The following is a 20,573-nucleotide window of genomic DNA, read 5'->3' as shown; positions in this document are numbered from 1 at the left end:
AGCCCCACCGGGTCCGCAGCCGACCATGCACCTCCGACACCCCCACACAAGAACGAGCCGCGCCCGGAAGAAACCGGACGCGGCTCTGTCTAGGTGCCGTCAGGGCTCGGGGTCACTTGCGGCCGATCGTGATCCCCTTCGTCTTCGCGGCCGACTTGTTCTCGTAGACGACCGCCCCCGTGGACTTCTTCCAGATCTTGATCTTGAAGGTGTCCGGACCGTCCGTGGCCGTGATCCGGAAGGCGTACCCGGTCTTCCCGTTGACCGTGCCGGAGCCCTGGTGGACCGCCTTCGAGCCGGTGACGACCAGCCAGTCGGAGCCCGTGGAGCGGAACTTCAGCTTGGCCTTGGCGAAGTCGAGCGCGGCCTTCCCGGACGGCTTGGTGGCGTTCTTGCCGTACTTGGCGGTGAAGGAGAAGCCGGCCGTGCCGGTCAGCTTCGGGCCCGCCGGGAAGGCGCCGGCCGGCGAGGTGAAGCTGCCCTTTCCGGTCGCGGAACCCGCGGCCCGGTCGTAGACGATCAGCTCGGGGAGCGTGCTGCTCGCCGAGGCTCCGTCGTCGTCGGTGACGGTGATCACCGGGCGGAAGATGCCGGCCTTGCGGTAGGTGTGCTCCGCCTTGCAGACACCGAGGGCGATCTTGCCGGCGGTGGGCTTGCTGCCGTCCTTCCAGTCGACCTTGCAGGTGTGGGTGTCGCGGGTGCCCGGGTCGGTGAACTTCGCCGTGACCGAGGTGCCCTTGCCCGCCGCCACCGGGGACTTGGGGCCGGCCGCGGAGGTGATCCTCGGGGCCGCGTTGGTGACGGTCACCTTCGCGGTGTCGCTGCTGCGGCCGCCGGTCAGGGTGACCTCGTACGTGCCGTTGTCCGCGCAGGTGATCGTCGTCTTCGCGGACCTGGCGTCGGCGAAGACGCAGGGCACGTCGTTGCCGATCGTCCACTGGGCGGTGCCCGCGCCGGAGACCGTGCCGTTCAGCCGGATTCCCGCGCCCTCCTTGCCGGAGGCGTCCGCACCGGCCCGGGCGATGGTGACCGGGTCGATGCTCTCCAGGGTCGGGACGACCTTCTTCAGCAGGCCGTCGGCGTCGAACTCCAGCTTGTCGACGGTGGTTTCGCGGTGGGTGCCGTCACCGCCGGGGATGGCGAAGCGGTGGTAGGCGATGTACCAGTCGTCGGTGTTCGGGACGTGGACCACCGAGTGGTGGCCGGGGCCCTTGATGCCGAGCGAGAGGTCCTTCTCCAGGATCACGCCCTGCTTGGTCCAGGGACCGGTGGGCGAGGAGCCGGTGGCGTAGGCGACCCGGTAGTTCTCGTCACGTGTGTCGTTCTCCGACCACATGAAGTAGTAGGTGCCCTTGCGCTTGATGACGAAGGTGCCCTCGTTGTAGCCGCTCGGCGTGATGTCGGTGACCTTCGAGGCGTCGAAGGAGACCATGTCGTCGCCCAGCGGGACCACATAGGCGCGGCCGTTGCCCCAGTAGAGGTACGACGTTCCGTCGTCGTCCGTGAAGACCGCCGGGTCGATCATCTGGCCGGGAAGGGTACCGGCCTTCAGCAGCGGCTTGCCGAGCGCGTCCTTGAACGGGCCGGTGGGCGAGTCGGAGACCGCGACACCGATGTTCGCGTCGGCGCAGAAGTAGAAGTAGTACTTGCCGTTCTTCTCCTCCATGGCCGGCGCCCAGGCCCTGCTGTCCGCCCAGGAGACGTCCGGACCGAGGTCCAGGATGACGCCGTGGTCGGTCCAGTTGACCAGGTCCTTGGAGGAGTACGCCTTGAACTGCGTACCGCTCCACCCCTCGAAGCCGTCGGTGGTCGGGTAGATGTAGAAGGTGTCGCCGAAGCGGACGATGTTCGGGTCGGCGTTGAGACCCGGCAGGACCGGGCTCTTCATGACCGCCGCCGACACGGTCCAGGTGCGCTTCTTCCCGTCCGAGCCCGTGACCTCGTACGTCACCGGCTCGCTGAAGTCGCGCAGGGTGCCGGAGGCGGGGCTGACGCTCGCGCCGTGGGCCAGGGTGAACTCCGGTGCCAGGGCGGTGACATCACTGCCCGGGGCCAGGGGCAGGACGACCTTGCTGTCCTGGTCGGTGATGATCGCGTCGGTCTTGAGCGCCGGGTGGGTCACCGCGGCGATGCCGGTGGTGTTGCCGCCCAGCTCCAGGACCTCGGCGGGTGTCAGGGCCCGGTTGTAGATCCGGAAGTCGTCGACCTCGCCGCCGAAGTACGGGTCGGGGGAGTACAGGGACCTGCCGATGTAGCCGGAGTGGTCCTTCGCGGAGTCGTACAGGTCGGACGGCTTGACGGTGACCCCGCCGACCCGGGCGACCTCGGCGCCGTCCACGTACAGGACGGCCGTCTCGGTGGCGCCGTTCAGGGTGACGGTGAGGTGCTTCCACTCGCCCGGGGTGAGCCGGGAGCCGCCGATCATCTGCTTCTCACCGGACCAGGTGGCCTTGGTGATCGCGGAGAACAGCTTGCCGCCGCCGTTGGAGGGCGTGGCGAACAGGTACTTGTTGTTGTCGGGGCCGAGTCCGAACAGCCACTGGAAGTTGTCGCCGCCCTTCCACTTCACGTACGTGGAGACGGTGACGCTGGTGGTGTCCTTCAGGACGCCGTTCGGGATCCTGACGTACGGCGAGCTGGAGCCGCTGTTGCCGCCGGACATCTTGAACGAGCCGCCGTCCACGCCGGTCCCGAAGTCGGGCGTGCGGACGTAGGTGCCGTGGTAGCCGTGGCCGCTGGAGTCACGCGCGATGCTGCCGCCGGTCTCGTCGAAGTCGTAGCGCAGGAGCAGATCCGCCGGGACGTCCGGGCCCTCGGCGGAGACCGTGACCTCGGCGGTGACCTCGATCGCAGAGTCGCCGGCGATGTCGCCCTTCACCGTGAAGGTGCCGGCCTGCGCGTACTGCGACGCGTCCACGGCCTCCCAGGTGACCGCGACGGGACGCTTCACACCGTCGCCGGTCTCGGCGATGACGGTGGCCGGCAGGACCGGGGCGTCACCGACGCGCGTCTCGACCTTCACGTCCTCGACGTCGGTGATGATCTGGTCCGGCTGGTAGGTCCGCAGCAGCCGGTCGTACTCGGCCTGGGTGACCGGGAGGACGGTGCCGTGCCGGGGCTTGGACGGCAGGTCGTAGCCGGTGGACGGGGTCCAGACGCCGGAGGCCAGGTCCGTCGTCTCGAAGGGGATGTAGCCGCGCCCGCCGAACTCGTCCAGGAACGCGTACCACTTCTCCTCGGTGTTCGACTTGAACACCAGCGGGCCCTCGGCGGCGCTCATCTCGCCCTTGCCGATGCCCTCGGCGACGGCGGTCCAGGAGAGGTTGCGCAGCGTGTCGCTCTTCTCCTCGAAGATGAACTTGCTGTTGGGCGTGGAGGAGCTGTTGTTGCGCTCGTCCTTGGAGAGGCGGAAGTACTCGCCGTCGTGCCGGATGACCGTGGAGTCGATGACCGAGTAGCCGCGGTCGATCCAGACCTTGGGCTCGCTGAAGGTGTAGAAGTCACGGGTCGTCGCGTACATCATGCGGTTGTACGTGTCGCCGGAGTGGGCCTCGTTGTCGTACAGCTTGGACGCCCAGAACACGACGTACTCGCCGCGCTCCTCGTCGTAATAGGCCTCCGGGGCCCAGGTGTTGCCGGCCGAGTCGGGGGAGACCTTCACCAGGCGCTGGTTCGTCCAGTTCACCAGGTCGGTCGACTCCCAGACCATGATGGACTTGCTGCCGGTGCGCTGAGAGGCGTCCCAGTCGCCGTTGCCGTAGATCTTGAGGTCGGTGGCGATCTGGTAGAACTTGTCGCCCTCGGGGGAGCGGATGATGAACGGGTCGCGCAGACCCTTCTCGCCCAGCGTGGACGTCAGGACCGGCTTGCCGTCGTTCAACTCCCGCCACTTCAGCGGGTCGTTGCCCTTGCTGAGGGCCGCGTAGAGCTGCTCGCCGTCCGAGGTGCCCTCGCCGGTGAAGTAGCTGAACATATAGCCCTTGAGGGCTTCCTTCTTCGGCAGCTCCGGCACCTTCGCGGTGAAGGACCGGGTCTTCTTCGCGTCGCCCTTGGTGACGGTCGCGGTCAGCTCGACGGTGGTGGCGCCGTCGCCGTGCGCGGGACGCTTCACCACGCCCTCGTCGGTGACGACGTCCGTGTTCGCGGAGGACCAGGACACCGTCGTGGCGAAGTCGCCGGACGCCGGGAGCGTCAGGTTCCCGCGGACGTCGTCGATGTTGTGCACGGTCAGCGCCTCGGTGGCCTGCTCGACGGCGGTCGTGTCGTCGAAGGCGGGCAGGACCGTGACCTCGAAGGTCTTGGTGGCGCTCGCGGGGCCCTTCTTCAGGGTCGCCGTCAGCGTGGCGTGGCCGTTCGGCTGACCGGCGGCGGGGCGGGTCACCGCGCCGGAGTTCGAGACCACGTCCGTGTTGTCGCTCGCCCAGGTGATGGTCGAGCCGCCGGCCGTGCCGGTCTTCGGCAGGTCCAGGTCGGCGGTCACCGCGCTGGTGTCGCCCAGGGTGAGGGCGGCCTTGTCGGCGGCGACGCCCTCCGCGGCGATCGGGAGCGAGAGTTGCTCGACCTCGGAGCCGGCGAGGGCCCGGTCGTAGACCCGGAAGTCACGGATCCTGCCCTTGAAGAGCTTGTCGCCGGTGTAGACCGACTTGCCTATGTGGTTGGCGGTCGTCGTGCCCGAGCCGATGGAACCCGGGGTGGTGGTGACCGAGGTGTTGCGGCCGACCTCCACTCCGTCCTCGTACAGCACACCCGTGGTGCCGGTCTGGGTGTAGGTGAGCTGCTTCCACACCGAACGGGTCAGGTTGTGCGAGTCGGAGGGCCGGGTGTTCTGCTCGGTGGACCAGTTGCCGGACGCGATGGCGGTGCGCAGGGAGTTGCCGGTGGCGAAGAGGTAGCCGTTGCCCGTGCCGTTGCTGCTGTTGCCGAAGCCGTAGATGAAGTACGGCCCGGACTGCGACTCGTCCATCAGCACGTCCATGGAGACGCTGATCGAGTTCATGCCCTTCATGACGTCGTTCGGCACCTTGATGTAGGTGTCCGAACCGTTGAAGGCGAGACCCTGACCGTTGCCCGTCCAGCCGGCGGTGCCGTTCACCGTGCCGTCACGGCCGTTGCCGGAGGCGTCGGTGACCGTGGTGCCCGAGGTGGCGTCGAGCTTGTACCAGAGGGCCAGACCGTCGGTGAGGTCGGCGTCGTCCGCGGTGGCCGGGGCGGCGGGCCCGGCGAGGCCCAGAAGCAGTGACGCGGCGGTCAGTCCGGCGAGCGGACCCGCCCAGCGTCTCGCGCGGCCGCGCAGACGTGCGATGTACGTCATGTGGAGTATCCCTGCTGAGAGCACGGCTGATGAAGGGGTGGCGAAGACAACGGGATGGCACGTGGAAGGGGTCGGGAAAGGGCGGGAACCCTCGCCCCGGGTGTCCCGCTGTTTCGGCCGTGTGACGTCGTGTTGCGAGAGTGTCAATCGGCGTGTGGCGAGGCGTCAAGAGGTTTCGAACAATGTCCGACAGGTCGAACAGAGAGCCCCCGTCCTCGATGGAGAACGGGGGCTCTGCGGGCCGTGCTTACCGGACGGGACGTATCAATTCCCACGTGTCGACCGCGAAGTCCAGCTGCATACCGTGCCGTTCGTACAGGGCGAGGGCTCCAGTGCTGTTGTCGGTGTCGACGCCGAGACCGATGCGGTCGCGGCCCAGCGCCGCGTAGCTGCCGAAGGCGTGCCGGAGCAGCAGACTGCCGAGACCGCGGCCGCGGGCCTCGCGCAGGACGCCGATGCTGGAGATCCAGGCCGCGGCGGAACGGTCGTTGCGGGACCGCAGGGCCGCCACGTCCCCGAGACCGTCGACGTGCGCGATCCAGAGCAGCGACCAGTCGACGTTCTCGGCGTCGATGTCGTCCAGCCACTGCTCGTACGTGCGCGGCTGGAAGTCGAAGTGGTCGGCGAAGGCCGTCTGCAGCAGCAGGTGCGCCTTCCTGCGGTCGTCCTCGGTGGCACAGCCGCGCAGGGTGACGCCGGGAGGGGGCGTCGGCAGGGGCTCGGCGGGGGAGAGGGGCCGGGCCATGACGTTGTAGCGGCGGACCGTGCGCCAGCCGCGTCCGCGCAGCGCGTCCAGGTCCATCGTGGGCGTGATGTTGAGGTGCATGTGCACGACGGCCCGGTCCGCGCCGTTGGCCGCCGCGCGCTCCGCCGCCCGGGCCTCCATCAGGTCGAACAGGTGCAGCGCGCCGAGGGGTTGGTCCGGCAGCGTGTAGTGGTCCATGTCGATGCGCTCGCCGCCGGACTCGTCCCACTGCAGGCCGTACGCCAGCAGGCGGTCCCCTTCGAACAGCAGCCAGGAGTCCCGCTCCAGGTCCGCCTCCGGATGCTTCAGATCCGCCTGCACCTCGACGAGTTCGGTCTCGGCACGGCCGATCTCCAGCAGGTCGATCTCGTTGAGTAGCGCGCACACGGCCTCGGCGTCGTCGAGCGTGGCCGGGCGTACGGTCAGGCCGGGTGGGAGGGGGGTGGGGTGGGTCGTGGTCATGGGGCCACTGTCCGGGGGGCGGGGCCGCGGCCGCAACGGGATTTCCGCGGGCGGGATGAAGGGCGCCCCTTCTGGGGGCGCGGGGAACTGCGCGATCAGCCACGTACCGGCCGCAGCCACCGAACTATCCGCACCCCCCAGCTGTCAGGCGCCCCTCACCCCCGCACCCTCACGCGGCCACGGGCAACCCCGGTGTCCGGAACACCCGTTGGCGGGCATCGACCGCGAACACCTGGCACCCCCTCGACGCGGCCCACTCGATCCCCTCCGCGCCCATCGCGAACGCCGCCGTCGCCGTCGCGTCGGCCTCGGTGAGGGTCGGCGCCACCACCGTGAGGCTGAGCAGGCCCGTCGCCGGGCGCCCGGTGCGGCCGTCGAGGATGTGGTCGCCGCGTTCGTACCGGGCGGACGTGGCGACCGCGCCGTCCGTGACCGACAGGACCGTACAGAGGCGGTCCGCCCGCTCCGGGTGGCGCACCCCCACCCGCCACGGCCCGCCGGTCGCCGCCACGTCGCCACCCGCGTTCAGGCACAGCCGCTTCGCGCCCAGCCCGGTCAGCAGCTCCGCCGCCCGCTGCACGGCCCAGCCCTTCACCATGGCGCAGGGGTCGAGCCCGCGCCCCGGCAGCCGTACGTCGAACGCGCCGCCCGTCGCCACCCGGTACTCCTCGCAGAGGGCGAGGACCTCGGCCAGGTCCGGGCTCAGCTCGTACGGTGCCAGCTCGCCCCGGTCCAGCCGCGACACCTCGCTGTCGGCGCGAAACGGGCTGAACCGCGCGTCGACCTCGCGGAGCCAGGCGAACGCCGGCTCAGCCGCCTCGGCGGTGGCCCCCTCGTCCTCGATCAGCAGCGAGATCGGGAACCCCATGATGTGTTCGACGCGGCGCACCGGCTCAGGCCCTCGCGTCGATGGCTGCCTGGAGGGACTCCCGGTAGCCGTCGCTGGTGATGGTCGCGCCGGAGACGGTGTCGATGTCGGCGCTCTGCGCCGCCAGGGTCTCCTTGATCAGTACCGGTACGGCGGCCTCGGTCTGCGGGTGGTTCGGCTGCTTCAGCATCTCCACGGCGGTGATCTTCTCGCCCTCGAAGGTCACCTGGACCTGGACGTCGCCCTTGGAGGTGCCGATCGTCGAGCCCGCGACGGTCCGGCTCGCGCTCTCCTTCGTGGCCTCGGAGTCGCCCGAAGCCGAGTCGCCCGACGCCGAGTCGGACGACGAGGCCGACTTCGCGTTCTCGTCGATCACGGCCTGGAGGGACTCCCGGTAGGCGTCACTGGTGATCGTGGCGCCCGACACCGTGTCGATGTCGGCGCTCTGCGCCTGGAGCGTCTCCTCGATCAGTACCGGTACGGCGGCCTCGGTCTGCGGGTGGTCCGGCTGCTGGAGCATCTTGACGGCGGTGATCTTCTCGCCCCGGAAGGTCGCCTGGACCTGGACGGGACCCTTCTCCGTGTCGACGGTCGGGCCGGTGACCACGCCGGAGCCCTCCCCGGCGGACGCGGAGGCCGACGGGGCCGGCTCGGCGGTCACCGTGGTGGTCGTCTCGGTCGAGGGGGCGTAACGCCAGACGGGCACCAGCGCGGCGGCGCTCAGGACCAGGGCGGGTATGGCTCGTTTCACAGTGCTGTCCTCGTGTCCCGGTGTCCGTCAGCCGGCCAGGCTGAAGCGCTCGAAGTGGATCTGGGGCTTGGGCACGTCCAGCTCGCGCAGGCTGCCCAGGACCGCGTTCATCATCGGCGGCGGCCCGCACAGGAACACGTCCCGGTCGGCGATGTCGGGCACCATCCGCAGCAGCTCGCGCGGGGCCATCAGATCGGGGCTGACGGGACCGGAGACCAGGTGCAGCTCGGCGCCCTTGTCGAAGGCAAGCTGCTGCAGCTCGTCGTAGAGGACCGCGTCCTGCCGTGTGGCGACCCGGTAGATGACCACCGCGTGCCCCTCGATCTCCTCCAGCAGGGCCCGGATCGGGGTGACACCGACACCCCCGGCGATGAGCACGGACTCGGGCCGGGTGCGGTGCATCGCGGTGAAGGCGCCATAGGGGCCCTCGGCGAAGACGCGGGTGCCGACCTTGACGTGGCGCAGGGCGGCGGAGCCCGCGCCGGCCGCCTTCGCCGTGAGCCGCAGCTGGGTGCCGTCCGGCGCGGCCGACAGCGAGAACGGGTTGGCCTGCCACCAGCGGTCACGGGTCAGGAACCGCCACAGGAAGAACTGGCCGGCCCGGGCGGGCATGCGGTGCAGGTCGCGGCCGGTCATATAGATCGAGACGACGTTGTCGGCCTCGGGGACGACCGCCGTGACGCGGAGCTGGTGACGCCAGTTGCGCCACAGCGGGAGCACGAGACGGCCCACGAACACCGAGGTCAGGGCCACGCCCCAGAGCCCGTACCAGTACGCCGTCGCGACCTCCGACGACGCGAACGACGTTCCCGCCGCGACCTGGTGCGTGAAGGCCAGCACCACCGCGACGTACGTGTACAGGTGGATGAAGTGCCAGGTCTCGTAGGCCAGTTTGCGGCGGGCGAAGCGGGCCGAGACCACGCCGATCACGATGATGATGCCGAGCGCGACGATCGAGCGCAGCACGCCCTCGACGGTCTCGGCGAGGTCCACCAGCTGGCTGAGCGGGTCCAGGTCCGAGGACTGGGCGTAGCCGAAGGTGATGAACACCCCGTGCGCGACCAGCAGCCACAGCACCGAGAAGCCGGTCCAGCGGTGCCAGGAGGTCAGCCGGTCCATGCCGATGCGCCGGTCGAACCAGGGCAGCCGGGCCACCAGCACCAGTTGGAAGGCCATCAGCAGCGCGCCGTACAGACCGGCCAGGCGGCCCAGCACGATCAGGGCGTTCGAGGCGAAGCCCGCCTGCACGAAGAAGTAGGTCACCACGACGACGTTCGCCGCCAGCACCGCGTACAGACCGGTGCGGGCGACCACTTTGGGGCGCGCTCCCGAGCGGCTGACCGCCGCTGGGGGGTGTTCGACAGTGGTCACGGGGAGAGCTCCTTGATCGAGTGGGGGATACGAGCTTCTCCGGTGACTGCTGTCGTTTTGCTGTCGGACAACTTTCAAGTATTTATCGATCTGCCCCCTGACTGTGAGCGGCTATGGCGGGACGCGATCGGTAGCGCAGTATGAGCACGTGGAGAAAGTACGACTGCTCGTGGTGGACGACGACCCGCCGATCGCGGACCTGGTGGCCACTGTCGCCCGCTACGAGGGCTGGGACGCCGTCACGGCGCACTCCGGGGAGGAGGCGCTGCGGCAGGCGGCAGAGTTCCGTCCCGACATCGTGGTGCTGGACCTGATGCTGCCCGGTGTGGACGGTTTCGGCGTGCTGGACCGGCTCCGCCGGTCCGGCACGATGGTGCCCGTGGTCTTCCTGACCGCCCGCGACGGTGTCGCCGACCGGGTCGCCGGCCTCACCCGGGGCGGCGACGACTACCTGGTCAAACCGTTCGCCGTGGAGGAGCTGATGGCCCGGCTGCGCACCGTGCTGCGCCGCAGCGCCGGGCCGGCCTTCCAGCGGTCGGTGCTCCAGGTCGCCGACCTGACGATGGACGAGGACACCCGCGAGGTCCGCCGCGGCGACAAGCTGCTCACCCTCACGCCCACCGAGTACGAGGTCCTGCGCTACCTCATGCGCAAGTCCCCGACCGTCCTCACCAAGGCGCAGATCCTCGACCACGTCTGGGAGTACGGCTTCGGCGGCCGCTCCAACGTCGTCGAGCTGGTCGTCAGCCGGCTGCGCCGCAAGCTCGACGACACCGGCGAGCCGCTCATCCACACCGTCCGGGGATTCGGCTACGTCCTGCGGCAGGCCGGCGAGTGATCGCCCGCCTCCAGCAGAACTATCGCGACATGCGCCTGGGCACCAGACTGGCCCTCGGTCTCGGCGCCCTGGCGCTCGTCGTGTTCGCCGTCGTCGGCAGCGCGCTGACCATGTACATGCGCGACTATCTGTCCGCGCAGCTCAACGAGCAGCTCAAGATCGCTCAGATAGCCCAGTCCAAGAGCATCGCGGACTACGGCACCCTCGCCGGGAAGAAGTACTACCGCTGGTACTACGCCGTGTACGACACCTCGGGCGGCACCCCGGTGCTCCAGAAGCCCGAGGACCCCGGCGACCTGCCCGAGGACATCGACGACTTCACCCTCGTGGCCAAGGCGCTGACCGCCGAGGACAAGGAGGTCACCCGCACCGAGCACCTCGAAGGTCACGGCCAGTACCGGCTGCGGGCCTGCGAGGTGGAGCCCGGGGTGGTCCTGGTCAGCGCCGCGCCCATGGACGACATCGAGGACACGGTCGCCCGGCTGATCACCGTCCAGGTCGTCACTTTCGCCCTCGCCCTGATGGCGCTCGTCGTCGTCGGCCGGGCCATGCTGCGGCGCGGGCTGAAACCCCTGAGCGACATGGCGCACACCGCCCGCGGCATCACCTCGCACGACCTGACGGACTCGGCGCGGCTGCCGGTGCGCCACGACACCCGCGACGGCGGCTTCGAGGTCGAGGAACTGCGCACCGCCTTCAACACCATGCTGGAGCACATCGACGACGCGCTCGCCGTGCGCACCGAGGCCGAACAGCGCCTGCGCCGCTTCGTCGCCGACGCCTCCCACGAACTGCGCACCCCGCTGATGTCGGTCCGCGGCTACGCCGACCTCTTCCAGTACGCCGCCGCGCACAGCCCCGAGGAACGCGACAAGCACCTGGCCCGGCTGCGCGCCGAGGCGGCCCGGATGGGTGTCCTCCTGGACGACCTGCTGATGCTGGCCCGTCTCGACGCGGCCGATGTGGAGGCACCGCTGCGGCTGGAGGAGGCCGACCTGGTGGAACTGGCGCGTCAGGCGGCGGACGGCTTCCGGGCGGGGCACCCCGACCATCCGCTGACCGTGGCGACGGGCTCCGCACCGGTCCGGCTGCGCCTGGACCCCCTTCGCCTGCGGCAGGTCCTCGACAACCTCCTCACCAACGCCGCCGCGCACACCCCGTCCGGTACGAAGGTCTCCCTGGAGGTCGCCGTGGAGCCCGGCACGGCCGAGGTACGGATCACCGATTCGGGGCCCGGTATCCCGGCCGACGACCAGGAGCGCGTGTTCGACCGCTTCTACCGCGTCGACAAGGCCCGCAGCCGCGACCGGGGCGGCAGCGGCCTGGGCCTCGCCGTGGCACACTCCCTCGTCCACGCCCACGGCGGCACCATCACCCTGACCAGCAAGCCGGGCAGGACCACGTTCACGGTCCGGCTGCCACTGGCGGGAGCGGGGGCGGAGGCCGGGGCCGAGTCCTAGCGACGCCAGGGCAGGAGGCGAGCGGCCTCGGCGTGCGGTCGCCCGATCCCGGCGAGGGACAAGAGGCAAGCGACAAGAGCAAGCGACAAGTCGCAAGACGCAAGACGCAAGTGGCAACAAGAAGGGGGGCGCCGCCAGCGCGACGCCCCCCTGCCCGAGTGCCCGGACTCAGCTGCACTTACGTCCGGTGTTGATGCACTGCACCGCCTTGTTCATCAGCTTCTGGTCGAAGACGTTGATGAAGTCGCCGTGGTCGGTGACCGGCTTGTGCTGCTGCTCGGGGAAACCGTCCAGCGAGTAGAACGGACGGGTCTTGCCGTTGTCCTTCACGCTGGGCGCGTCCACGTCGTACACCAGTCGCTGCACGAGCTGCGGGATGGCCTTGAACCCGGCCTGGCAGTTGCCGTTCGCGTCGGCGAAGGCCACGTGCGTGCGGTGGTTGGCGCTGTCGATGTTCTTGCCGTCCCAGCAGCTCTGGAACTTGAAGGTGCGCACCACGTCGCTGCCCGAGGGGCAGAGCGGGTACTTGTCCTTCAGCTGCACCTTGTTCTCGAAGCCGGTGCAGCTCCAGGAGGCGTTGGCGTTGGCGTTTCCGTTGACGAACGCCTTGGCGTCACCGGTGATGATGCGCAGGAACTTGGGCATCGCCACCACCTTGCCGCGGGGGCTGCCCACGAAGTTCAAGGTGGCCTTCTTGGCCGTCAGGATCCGGCCCGTGTTGCCCTCGGCACCGCCGCCCTGCAGGGCGGCGTCGAACTCCTTGGTGCCGTCCTGGAGCCGCAGCACCGGCCAGTAGTACGACGACTTGTCGCCCTTGTTCCGGCAGCTGGTCCCCGCCTTGGCGAAGTCCTGGTCGCTGGAGAAGGCGTCGTTGTCCTGGTTGCCGATGTAGTCGTGCATGTGGTGCGCGCCGTTGGTGACACCGGGTGCGACGATGACGTTGTCGCTGTTGTAGAGCTTGTTGGCGTTCACGCCGCACTGGCTGACGAAGACGCCCTTCGACGCCCCCGCAGATCTGGCGGGCGTGCGGACGTTGGGCCTCACCTTGGTGATGTCCACGAAGTCGGCGGCGACGGGACCGTTGCCGACCACACCGGCATTGGGGTTGTTGCCCCCCTGGTTGCCGCCTTGGTTGGCGCCGCCGCTCGGGGCGGGAGCGGGCTGGTTGCCGGTGGGGCGCAGCGTGCACGCCGCCAGGGCGTCGAGGCCCTGCGGCTTGGCCGCCACCCGGCCGATGGCGATGGCGATCCGGTCGATCGTCGCCTTCCGCTTGTCCTTCAGCGGATTCACGATCGCGTTCTGCGCGAAGTTGGGATCCTGCTGAATGGCCCGCTGCGAGGTGGAAAGGCGCTGGTACGCCTCCGAGATCTGCTTGTCGAGCAGGGCCAGTTCCCTGTCGACCTGAGCCTTTGCCTGGGCCGGCACCGACGTCAGCTTCTGGCCCACGTCGGGGCAGTCGATGGTGGACGTTCCGGCCGCGAGCACCTGGTTCTGGGCGGAGCCCTTCGAAGCGCCGGTCTCGCCTGCCGAGGCGTAGATGTTGACCGCCACCAGTCCGCCGGCGCCGATGGCCACAGCGGCTGCCGCACCCACCGCTCGGCGGGCGGTGTTCGATCTCTTTCGCGTGTTGCGTCTCATCATGCCTCTCAAGGACAACTCCGGAGCCGGCGGGACATCCGGCACGGGTCATGCGCGTCCTTGTCTACGTAAGGGGTACACGGAACACTCAGCGAATCCTCAGATTCAGAGGATCCTCCAGGTGTGAACCCCTCATGTGTGCCCAATCCGGCCCTGGTTGGCGGCTCGTGGGACGCGGAGCGACGACCGGGGCCTGCCGTCCGGCGACAACCGGCGGCAGACCGCCGTCACTTGGAACCGTCGACCTCGACGCGTCGAACGTCACGACCACCTTCTCCGCCGCCCCCGGCGTCAGCGCCGGCTCGAAGGCCCGGTCGACGTCGGCGGCGGCACCCGGTGGCTGATGAGGCGGGCGGTTTCGGAAGTCCCTTCTGCCCTGCGACGCCCGGCACGCTCCCCCAGTCTCGGCTTCGCTCGACCGGGAGGTACCCCCACCGCCGCACCGGATGAAAGGCCGAGTACGCCCAGTACGAGACCTTTCGTCCGGCACACCGAGAGCACGCACCGGACGCCGCAGAGCCGCCCTTCGGGCGACGAAGGGACTTCCGAAACACGCCCTAGAGCGGGCCCTCGGGGCGGGCCGGGTCGATCAGACGGCGGCCCAGGCGTCGTCGACGGGCAGCACCACGCCGTTGACGAAGGCGGCCGCGTCGGAGGCGAGGAAGACGATGGCGTCGGCCTGTTCCTCGGCCGTGCCGAGCCGGCCGATGGTGGCGCCGATGAGCCCGCCGATGACCGCAGGACCGTGCGCCTGCTGGTCGGCGTCGACCTGGATGTTGGTCATTGTCGGGCCGGGGGCTATCGCGTTGGCCCGGATGCCCTGCTTGCGGTACATCACCGCCAGGTTCTTCACCAGGCCGACGACACCGTGCTTCGACGCCGTGTAGGCGGCACCGGCCGCGCTGCCGCGCAGGCCCGCCTCGGACGCGGTGAAGACGATCGCGCCGCGCCCCGCCTTCAGCATGTGCGGCAGGGCGGCTCGGGTGAGCAGGAAGGGCGCGGTCAGGTTGACCCGGATGACCCGTTCCCACTCGCTGTCGTCGACATCGGCGAGGGCGGACATCCGGTCCATGATCCCGGCGTTGTTCACCAGGACGTCCAGCTCGCCGAAGGTCTCCACGGCACGTGCGACGACCCGGTCCACGACCGCCTGGTCGCTGAGATCGCCGACGACCGCGACGGCGGTGCCGCCGGCCGCAGTGATCGCCTCGACGGTCTCCTCGGCGGCCTTCTCGGCGATGTCGGCGACCAGCACTTTCGCACCCGCCGCGGCGAACTTCAGGGCCGCAGCGCGCCCGATGCCGGAACCGGCGCCCGTGACGACGACACCGCGGCCGTCGAGACCGTTACTGCTCATGGAATCCCTCTTTCGTGGGGTGAGCCGATCGCCCGGCTGCTTCGGTCACTTTGCTTGAGTGAGGCAAGCACATGGGACTTACTTGAGTCAAGCAACGAGAGCGGTAGGCTGCTGTCCACGACACCCCGCCCGCCCGTGAGGAAAGAGCCCGACCGGAATGGCCTTGACCATGTACGGCAGTGCCAGTGAGAAACCGTCGCTCCCCAGGGGCGCGGGCCGGCACGTCCTGATCGTCGCTCACGACCCGGACGTCGCCGAACTCCTCGTCACCACAATGGAGTTGGCGGGATACAGAATCCACGCAGCGGATTCGGGCGCGACGGCCGTCGCCCGGCTCGAGGCCGCCGCGGGCCGGGTGGCCGCCGTCGTGCACACCGCCGGGGTCTCCGCCGCCCAGGCCTGCGCCGAGACGATCCTGAAGGTCAACCTGCTGGGCACCGCGCACGTCATCGATGCCTTCGAGGGCGTGGCCGGGCCTAGGGCGGCCATGGTCTGCGTCTCCAGCATGGCCGGCCATGTCGCCGCCCTCGGCCGCGAGGACGAGGCCGCCCTCGCCACGGCCCCGGCGGAACAACTCCTCGGCCTGGCAGCGGTGAAGGCCGTCGGGGACAGCGCGACGCGGGCGTACGTCGTGTCCAAGCGTGCCAACCAGGTACGCGTCGCCGCCGCGCTCGCCTGGAGCCGACGCGGCGCCCGGATCAACAGCGTCAGCCCGGGGGTCGTCGCCACCGCCATGGCGAGGGCGAAGGCGGAGGCCGAGTGCCCGAGCGGCGCGCACATGCTGTCCATGGTGGAGGCGAGCGGCGCGGGCCGCACCGGCAACCCGGCGGAGACAGCCGGCGCCGTGGCCTTCCTCATCGGCCCCGAAGCGCGTTACATCACCGGCACGGACCTGCTCGTCGACGGCGGCCAGGCCGCCTGGCTACGGCACCACCGGCCGGCCTGACACCACGGCTGGGCATGCCACCACCCACGTCACGACAGCGCCCGCGCCACAGGCTTCACGACGACAGCGTGCGGCACGACCGCACCATCACACACGTCCACGGACCGCAGAGAGGACACCGATGTCCACCCCCCACACTCCGTCCGGCCCCCCGTCCCTCGACCCCGAGGAGCTCGGCTTCGACCCGGACGCCCTCCGCGCCCGCTACCGCGCCGAACGCGAACGCCGGATCCGTCCGGACGGCGGCCGGCAGTACCAGCGGATCGCCGGCGAGTTCAGGCACTACGACGACGACCCTTACGCCGACGGGGAGTTCACCCGCGAGCCGCTGACCGACCGGGTCGAGGCGGTCGTCGTCGGCGGCGGCTTCGGCGGGCTGCTCGCCGGGGCCCGGCTGCGCCAGGCGGGCGTCGAGTCGATCCGGGTGATCGAGAAGGGGAGCGACTTCGGGGGCACCTGGTACTGGAACCGCTACCCCGGCATCCACTGCGACATCGAGTCGTACATCTATCTGCCGCTGCTGGAGGAGTTGGGCTACGTCCCGCGGTGGAAGTACGCCCCGGGCGAGGAGATCCGGCAGCACTCCCGGGCGATCGGCCGTCACTTCGACCTCTACCGGGACGCCGCCTTCCAGACGGTCGCCACCGAACTGCGTTGGGACGAGACCGAGTTGGAGTGGATCGTCTCCACCGACCGGGGCGACCGCATGCGCGCCCGGTACGTGGTCGTCTCCAGCGGCACGCTCAGCCAGCCCAAGCTCCCCGGCATCCCCGGCATCGAGACCTTCGAGGGCCACACCTTCCACACCAGCCGCTGGGACTACGACTACACCGGCGGCGACGCGAACGGCGGTCTCACCGGCCTCGCCGACAAGCGCGTGGCAGTCATCGGCACCGGCGCCACCGCCATCCAGGTCGTCCCCCACCTGGGGGCCGACGCGGCCCACCTCTACGTCTTCCAGCGCACCCCCTCCACGGTCGACGTACGCGGCAACGGGCCCACCGACCCGGAGTGGGCGAGGACGCTGACCCCCGGCTGGCAGGCCGCGCAGATGGACAACTTCCTGAAGACCGTCACCGGCGTCCGGGCCGAGACGGACCTGGTGAACGACGCGTGGACCAGCAGTGCCCGCCTCCAGGAGAAGCTGATCCCGACCGACGCGTACGACGACGTCCCGCCGGAGGAGCGAGAACGGGCCTACGAGATCGCCGACTTCCAGAAGATGAACGAGCTGCGCGACCGCGTGGCGGCGATCATCGAGGACCCGGAGACCGCCGAGAAGCTGAAACCCTGGTACCGCTACATGTGCAAGCGGCCCACCTTCAGCGACCACTACCTACAGACCTTCAACCGGCCCAACGTCACCCTCGTCGACACGGCCGACACGCACGGCGTCGAGCGCATCACCGAGAAGGCCGTGGTGGTCGGCGGGGTCGAGTACGAGGTGGACTGCGTCATCTTCGCCACCGGCTTCGAGGTCGGTGTCTCGGGTCTGCTCTCCGGCCGCCTCCCCGCGTACGGCCGGGACGGCGTCGGCCTGCTGGAGACCTGGATGACGGCCGGCCCGAAGACCCTCCACGGCTTCTACAGCCATGGCTTCCCCAACCTCTTCCAGCTCGGCCCGATGCAGAACGCCAGTGCCGTCAACTACGTCCACATCCTCGACCAGCAGTCGATCCACGTGGGCGAGGTCGTCGCCGAGGCCCGCAGGCGCCGCGCCCGGTACGTGGAGCCGAGCGCCGAGGCCCAGGACGCCTGGGTCGCCACCATCCGCGAGAAGGCCGCCGACCTGTACAGGTTCCAGGCGGAGTGCACCCCCGGCTACTACAACAACGAGGGCCGGCCCAGGGAGCGCAGCGAGTCCTACGGCGACGGCCCGGTCGCCTTCCACGAACTGCTCCGGCGGTGGCGCGCGGACGGCGGCTTCGACGACGTGCTGGTGGGCGCCGAGTGACACGGGCGGGAGGAGACATGACCAGCCTGGGAGAGGACCGGGGCGGGCTGCCCAACCGGTACGACGCGAGCGGCGAACTCCGTACCACCAGCGCCCGTTGGGAGACACGGCGGCTCAACCCGGCCAATCCGCTGTGGGGTTCCAACGGCGTCGCCTTCGGCCCCGACGGGCGCCTGTACGTCGCGCAGTTCCTCGCGGGACAGATCAGCGCCGTCGACCTGGCGACGGGGGACGTGGACGTCGTCGTCCCGATGGACGGTCCCGTGCAGTCGCCCGACGATCTCGCCTTCGGCGCCGACGGCTCGATGTACATCGCCGACCTGGTACCGGGCCTGGTGTGGCGGCGGAACCCGGCGGGGGAGTACCACCTCGTCTCCGACGACATCACGAACCCCAACGGCATCACGTGTGTCGGCGACCGGCTCTTCGTCAACGAGATGAAGCCCAACGGCCGGCTGCTGGAGCTGTTCCCGGACGGCGGAGACCCTGTCGTGCTCACGGAGGGCCTGGCCCTCGGCAACGCGATGCAGCTCGGCCCGGACGGGTACCTCTACTACCCCCACATGATCACCGGTCAGGTCTGGCGGATCCCGCCGGACGGGGGGACGCCCGAGGTGGTTGCCGAGGACGTGCACGAGCCGGTCGCGGTCCGCTTCGACCGGGGCGGTGTCCTGCACGTCCTCTCCCGGGGTGTCGAGGGCATCGTCACCCGCGTCGACCTGCACGGTTCCGGCGCCCGCACGCTCGTCACCAGCGGGCTGAAGGGCCTGGACAACGCGGCGTTCGACGCCGAGAACCGTATGTTCGTCTCCAGCTACGCCAGCGGCGGCGTCACGGAGATGCACCCCGACGGCCGCACCCGCGAGATCGTGCGCCGCGGTCTCGACGGCCCCTACGGCGTGACCGTCGACCTCGGCGGCACGGTCTACGCCGCCGACCACTACCGGCTGGCGAGCCCGGCGGCGACCGACGAGGGCGAGCCGGTCGGCGCCCGACCGACGGCCGGGCCAGGCGGAGTGACGACGCACCGGCTGCTGCACTTCGTCCACGGCATCACCGCCGACGGCGGCCTGCTGCACCACACCTCGCAGTTCGGCGACGTGCAGACCTGCGACCCCGTGAGCGGTGAAGTCCGGCTGCGGGCACGGGGGTTGAAGCGGCCGATCGGCATCGCCGTCGGACCGGACGGCGCGCTCGTGGTCGCCGAGACGGGAGCGGGCCGGGTCGTGGCCATCGGCCACGGCGATGGCCACGGCGACGGCGACGGCCGGCGCGACGGCGACAACGACGGTCAGGGGGATGGCGACAGCGACGGCCAGGGCGACGGCGAGGACACCGTGACCGTGCTCGCCGAGGGGCTGGACCGGCCCACGGACGTGGCCTTCGACGCGGAAGGCCGCCTCCACGTCAGCGAGGAGCGGCTCGGGCTCGTCCTCCGCGTCGAGGCGAGCGGCAGGACGAGTGTCGTCGCGGACGGGCTGGACGCGCCCCAGGGCCTCGCGATCCTCGGCGACGACCTCTTCGTGGTGGAGACGGGGTCCCGCAGACTGAGCGCGGTCTCCCTCACCACCGGGGAGCGGCGGACGGACGCGGAGGACCTGCCGGTGGGGCCGCCCCCGGGGGTCTTCCCACCCACCGAACCGGCGCTGTTCGCGGACGTCATGCCCGGGATGGCCCGGCGTTTCGCGGGCCTCGCGGCCGCCCCGGACGGGACTCTCCTGCTGTCCGCCAACGGTGAGGGCACCGTGCTGCGGCTGACGCCGAGGGCGGCGGAGGCCGGGGCTCACCCGGTGCGGTAGAGCGCGGTGAGCAGTTCGATGGCGGCCGGGGTGGCGGGATGCGGGTCGTCCCGCCACCAGAGCAGCCGGACGGCGATCGGCTCGGCGTCACGCACCGGCCGGTAGACGACGCCCGGCCGCCGGTACTGGTTGGCGGTGGACTCGGCGGTCACCCCGACGGCGCGGCCCGTAGCGATCGTGGTCAGCCATTCGTCGACGTCGTGCGTCTGTTCGGTCGCGGGCCGGGAACCGGGCGGCCACAGGTCGGTGGTGGTCGTGCCGGTGCGTCGGTCGACCAGCAGGGTGTGTCCGCTCAGATCGGCGAGCCGTACCGAGCGGCGGCGGGCCAGCGGATCGTCGCTCGCCATCGCGCACAGCCGCCGCTCCAGTCCCACGATCGCCGAGTCGAAGCGGCGGTCGTCCACCGCCCGCCGGACCACCGCGAGGTCGCAGGAGCCCTCCGCCAGCCCGGCCGTGGGGGAGTTGGCCCGCACGAACTGCAGGTCCGTCGCCGGGTGGGCGGCGCCCCAGCGGCGCTGGAACGTCAGCGTGTGCCGGCCCAGCGCCGACCAGGCGTACCCGATCCGCAGCCGTACCTGCCCCGACGTCGCCTCCCGCACCAGGTCGGCCACCTCGCCGAGGACCCGCCGCGCGTGCGACACCACCCGCAGTCCGGTCGGCGTGGGCGTCACCTCGCGTGAGGTTCGCCGCAACAGCCGTACGCCCAGGGACCGTTCGAGCGAGGCCAGGGTGCGGGAGACCGCCGCCTGGCTGACGTCGAGCGCGATGGCGGCGTCGGTGAAGGTGCCCTCGTCGACGATCGCCACGAGGCAGCGCAGCTGCCGCAACTCCACCTTCCCGACGGCGGACGCCGCATCACCGAGGTCATCCATGGTCATCCATGTCATCCATGACTCCAGCGTATAGATCGCGGCGCGGATGCATTTTGCGCAAGGGGGGTCCCGGCGCACGATCGGGTCATGGACACCGCCGCACCCTCCGCCGCCGGCTCCGCGCCCGCCCCCTCCGGCCCGCTCCCCGTGTCCGGCGCCCCCGCCCTGGATCCCGCGCCCGCTCCTCTCCCCGCCTCGGGT

At 70.4% G+C, this 20,573-nt stretch carries 13 protein-coding genes; 5 read left to right on the top strand and 8 right to left on the bottom strand.

Annotated features, from left to right (window positions below; genetic code table 11):
- Positions 1-112 precede the first annotated feature (112 nt).
- From ACZ9QC_RS03840 to ACZ9QC_RS03820, 5 genes are all read right to left on the bottom strand, one after another.
- On the bottom strand, positions 113-5,311 hold the full coding sequence (locus ACZ9QC_RS03840) for a family 43 glycosylhydrolase (protein ID WP_472918820.1): 5,199 nt from the start codon (positions 5,309-5,311) through the stop codon (positions 113-115).
- A gap of 247 nt (positions 5,312-5,558) precedes the next feature.
- Positions 5,559-6,518 (bottom strand): GNAT family N-acetyltransferase, encoded by a 960-nt coding sequence (locus ACZ9QC_RS03835; protein ID WP_472918819.1) that lies wholly within the window; start codon positions 6,516-6,518, stop codon positions 5,559-5,561.
- Positions 6,519-6,687: 169 nt separating this feature from the next.
- On the bottom strand, positions 6,688-7,407 hold the full coding sequence (locus tag ACZ9QC_RS03830; protein WP_472918818.1) for an FAD:protein FMN transferase: 720 nt from the start codon (positions 7,405-7,407) through the stop codon (positions 6,688-6,690).
- Positions 7,408-7,411: 4 nt separating this feature from the next.
- Entirely contained in the window at positions 7,412-8,137 is a 726-nt protein-coding gene (locus tag ACZ9QC_RS03825; protein ID WP_472918817.1) for an FMN-binding protein, read from the bottom strand.
- A gap of 27 nt (positions 8,138-8,164) precedes the next feature.
- Entirely contained in the window at positions 8,165-9,508 is a 1,344-nt protein-coding gene (locus ACZ9QC_RS03820) for a ferredoxin reductase family protein (protein WP_472918816.1), read from the bottom strand.
- A gap of 148 nt (positions 9,509-9,656) precedes the next feature.
- Here ACZ9QC_RS03820 and ACZ9QC_RS03815 point away from each other — a divergent pair, with 148 nt between their 5' ends.
- Both ACZ9QC_RS03815 and ACZ9QC_RS03810 read left to right on the top strand, forming a co-directional pair.
- Positions 9,657-10,346, top strand: a complete 690-nt coding sequence (locus ACZ9QC_RS03815) for a response regulator transcription factor (protein ID WP_472918815.1) — start codon at positions 9,657-9,659, stop codon at positions 10,344-10,346.
- Entirely contained in the window at positions 10,343-11,806 is a 1,464-nt protein-coding gene (locus ACZ9QC_RS03810; protein WP_472918814.1) for a sensor histidine kinase, read from the top strand. The genes ACZ9QC_RS03815 and ACZ9QC_RS03810 overlap by 4 nt, the downstream gene beginning before the upstream one ends.
- Positions 11,807-11,974: 168 nt before the next feature.
- Here ACZ9QC_RS03810 and ACZ9QC_RS03805 read toward each other — a convergent pair whose 3' ends face one another.
- Positions 11,975-13,444 (bottom strand): DUF1996 domain-containing protein, encoded by a 1,470-nt coding sequence (locus ACZ9QC_RS03805; protein ID WP_472921590.1) that lies wholly within the window; start codon positions 13,442-13,444, stop codon positions 11,975-11,977.
- Positions 13,445-14,033: 589 nt separating this feature from the next.
- A complete protein-coding gene (locus tag ACZ9QC_RS03800) occupies positions 14,034-14,801 on the bottom strand; it encodes an SDR family NAD(P)-dependent oxidoreductase (RefSeq protein ID WP_472918813.1) in 768 nt (255 codons plus the stop codon).
- Between the two features lie 157 nt (positions 14,802-14,958).
- Here ACZ9QC_RS03800 and ACZ9QC_RS03795 point away from each other — a divergent pair, with 157 nt between their 5' ends.
- The 3 genes from ACZ9QC_RS03795 (at position 14,959) to ACZ9QC_RS03785 (ending at position 19,500) form a co-directional block, all read left to right on the top strand.
- Positions 14,959-15,747: an SDR family oxidoreductase gene (locus ACZ9QC_RS03795; protein ID WP_472918812.1), complete on the top strand. Its 789-nt coding sequence runs from the start codon at positions 14,959-14,961 to the stop codon at positions 15,745-15,747.
- Positions 15,748-15,868: 121 nt separating this feature from the next.
- A complete protein-coding gene (locus ACZ9QC_RS03790; protein WP_472918811.1) occupies positions 15,869-17,701 on the top strand; it encodes a flavin-containing monooxygenase in 1,833 nt (610 codons plus the stop codon).
- 17 nt (positions 17,702-17,718) lie between these two features.
- Complete coding sequence (locus tag ACZ9QC_RS03785; protein ID WP_472918810.1) at positions 17,719-19,500, top strand: hypothetical protein; 1,782 nt, start codon at positions 17,719-17,721, stop codon at positions 19,498-19,500.
- Here the strand turns inward: ACZ9QC_RS03785 and ACZ9QC_RS03780 are convergent.
- Positions 19,485-20,378 carry a LysR family transcriptional regulator gene (locus ACZ9QC_RS03780; RefSeq protein ID WP_472918809.1) on the bottom strand — a complete coding sequence of 298 codons (894 nt, stop codon included), beginning with the start codon at positions 20,376-20,378 and terminating at the stop codon, positions 19,485-19,487. The two genes, ACZ9QC_RS03785 and ACZ9QC_RS03780, sit on opposite strands and share 16 nt — an antisense overlap.
- Between the last annotated feature and the right edge of the window lie 195 nt (positions 20,379-20,573).

The sequence above is a fragment of the Streptomyces sp. HUAS MS02 genome, assembly GCF_055702265.1.
The sequence above is the reverse complement of the archived record's forward strand: the minus strand, read 5'-3'. Positions and strand labels throughout refer to the sequence as shown.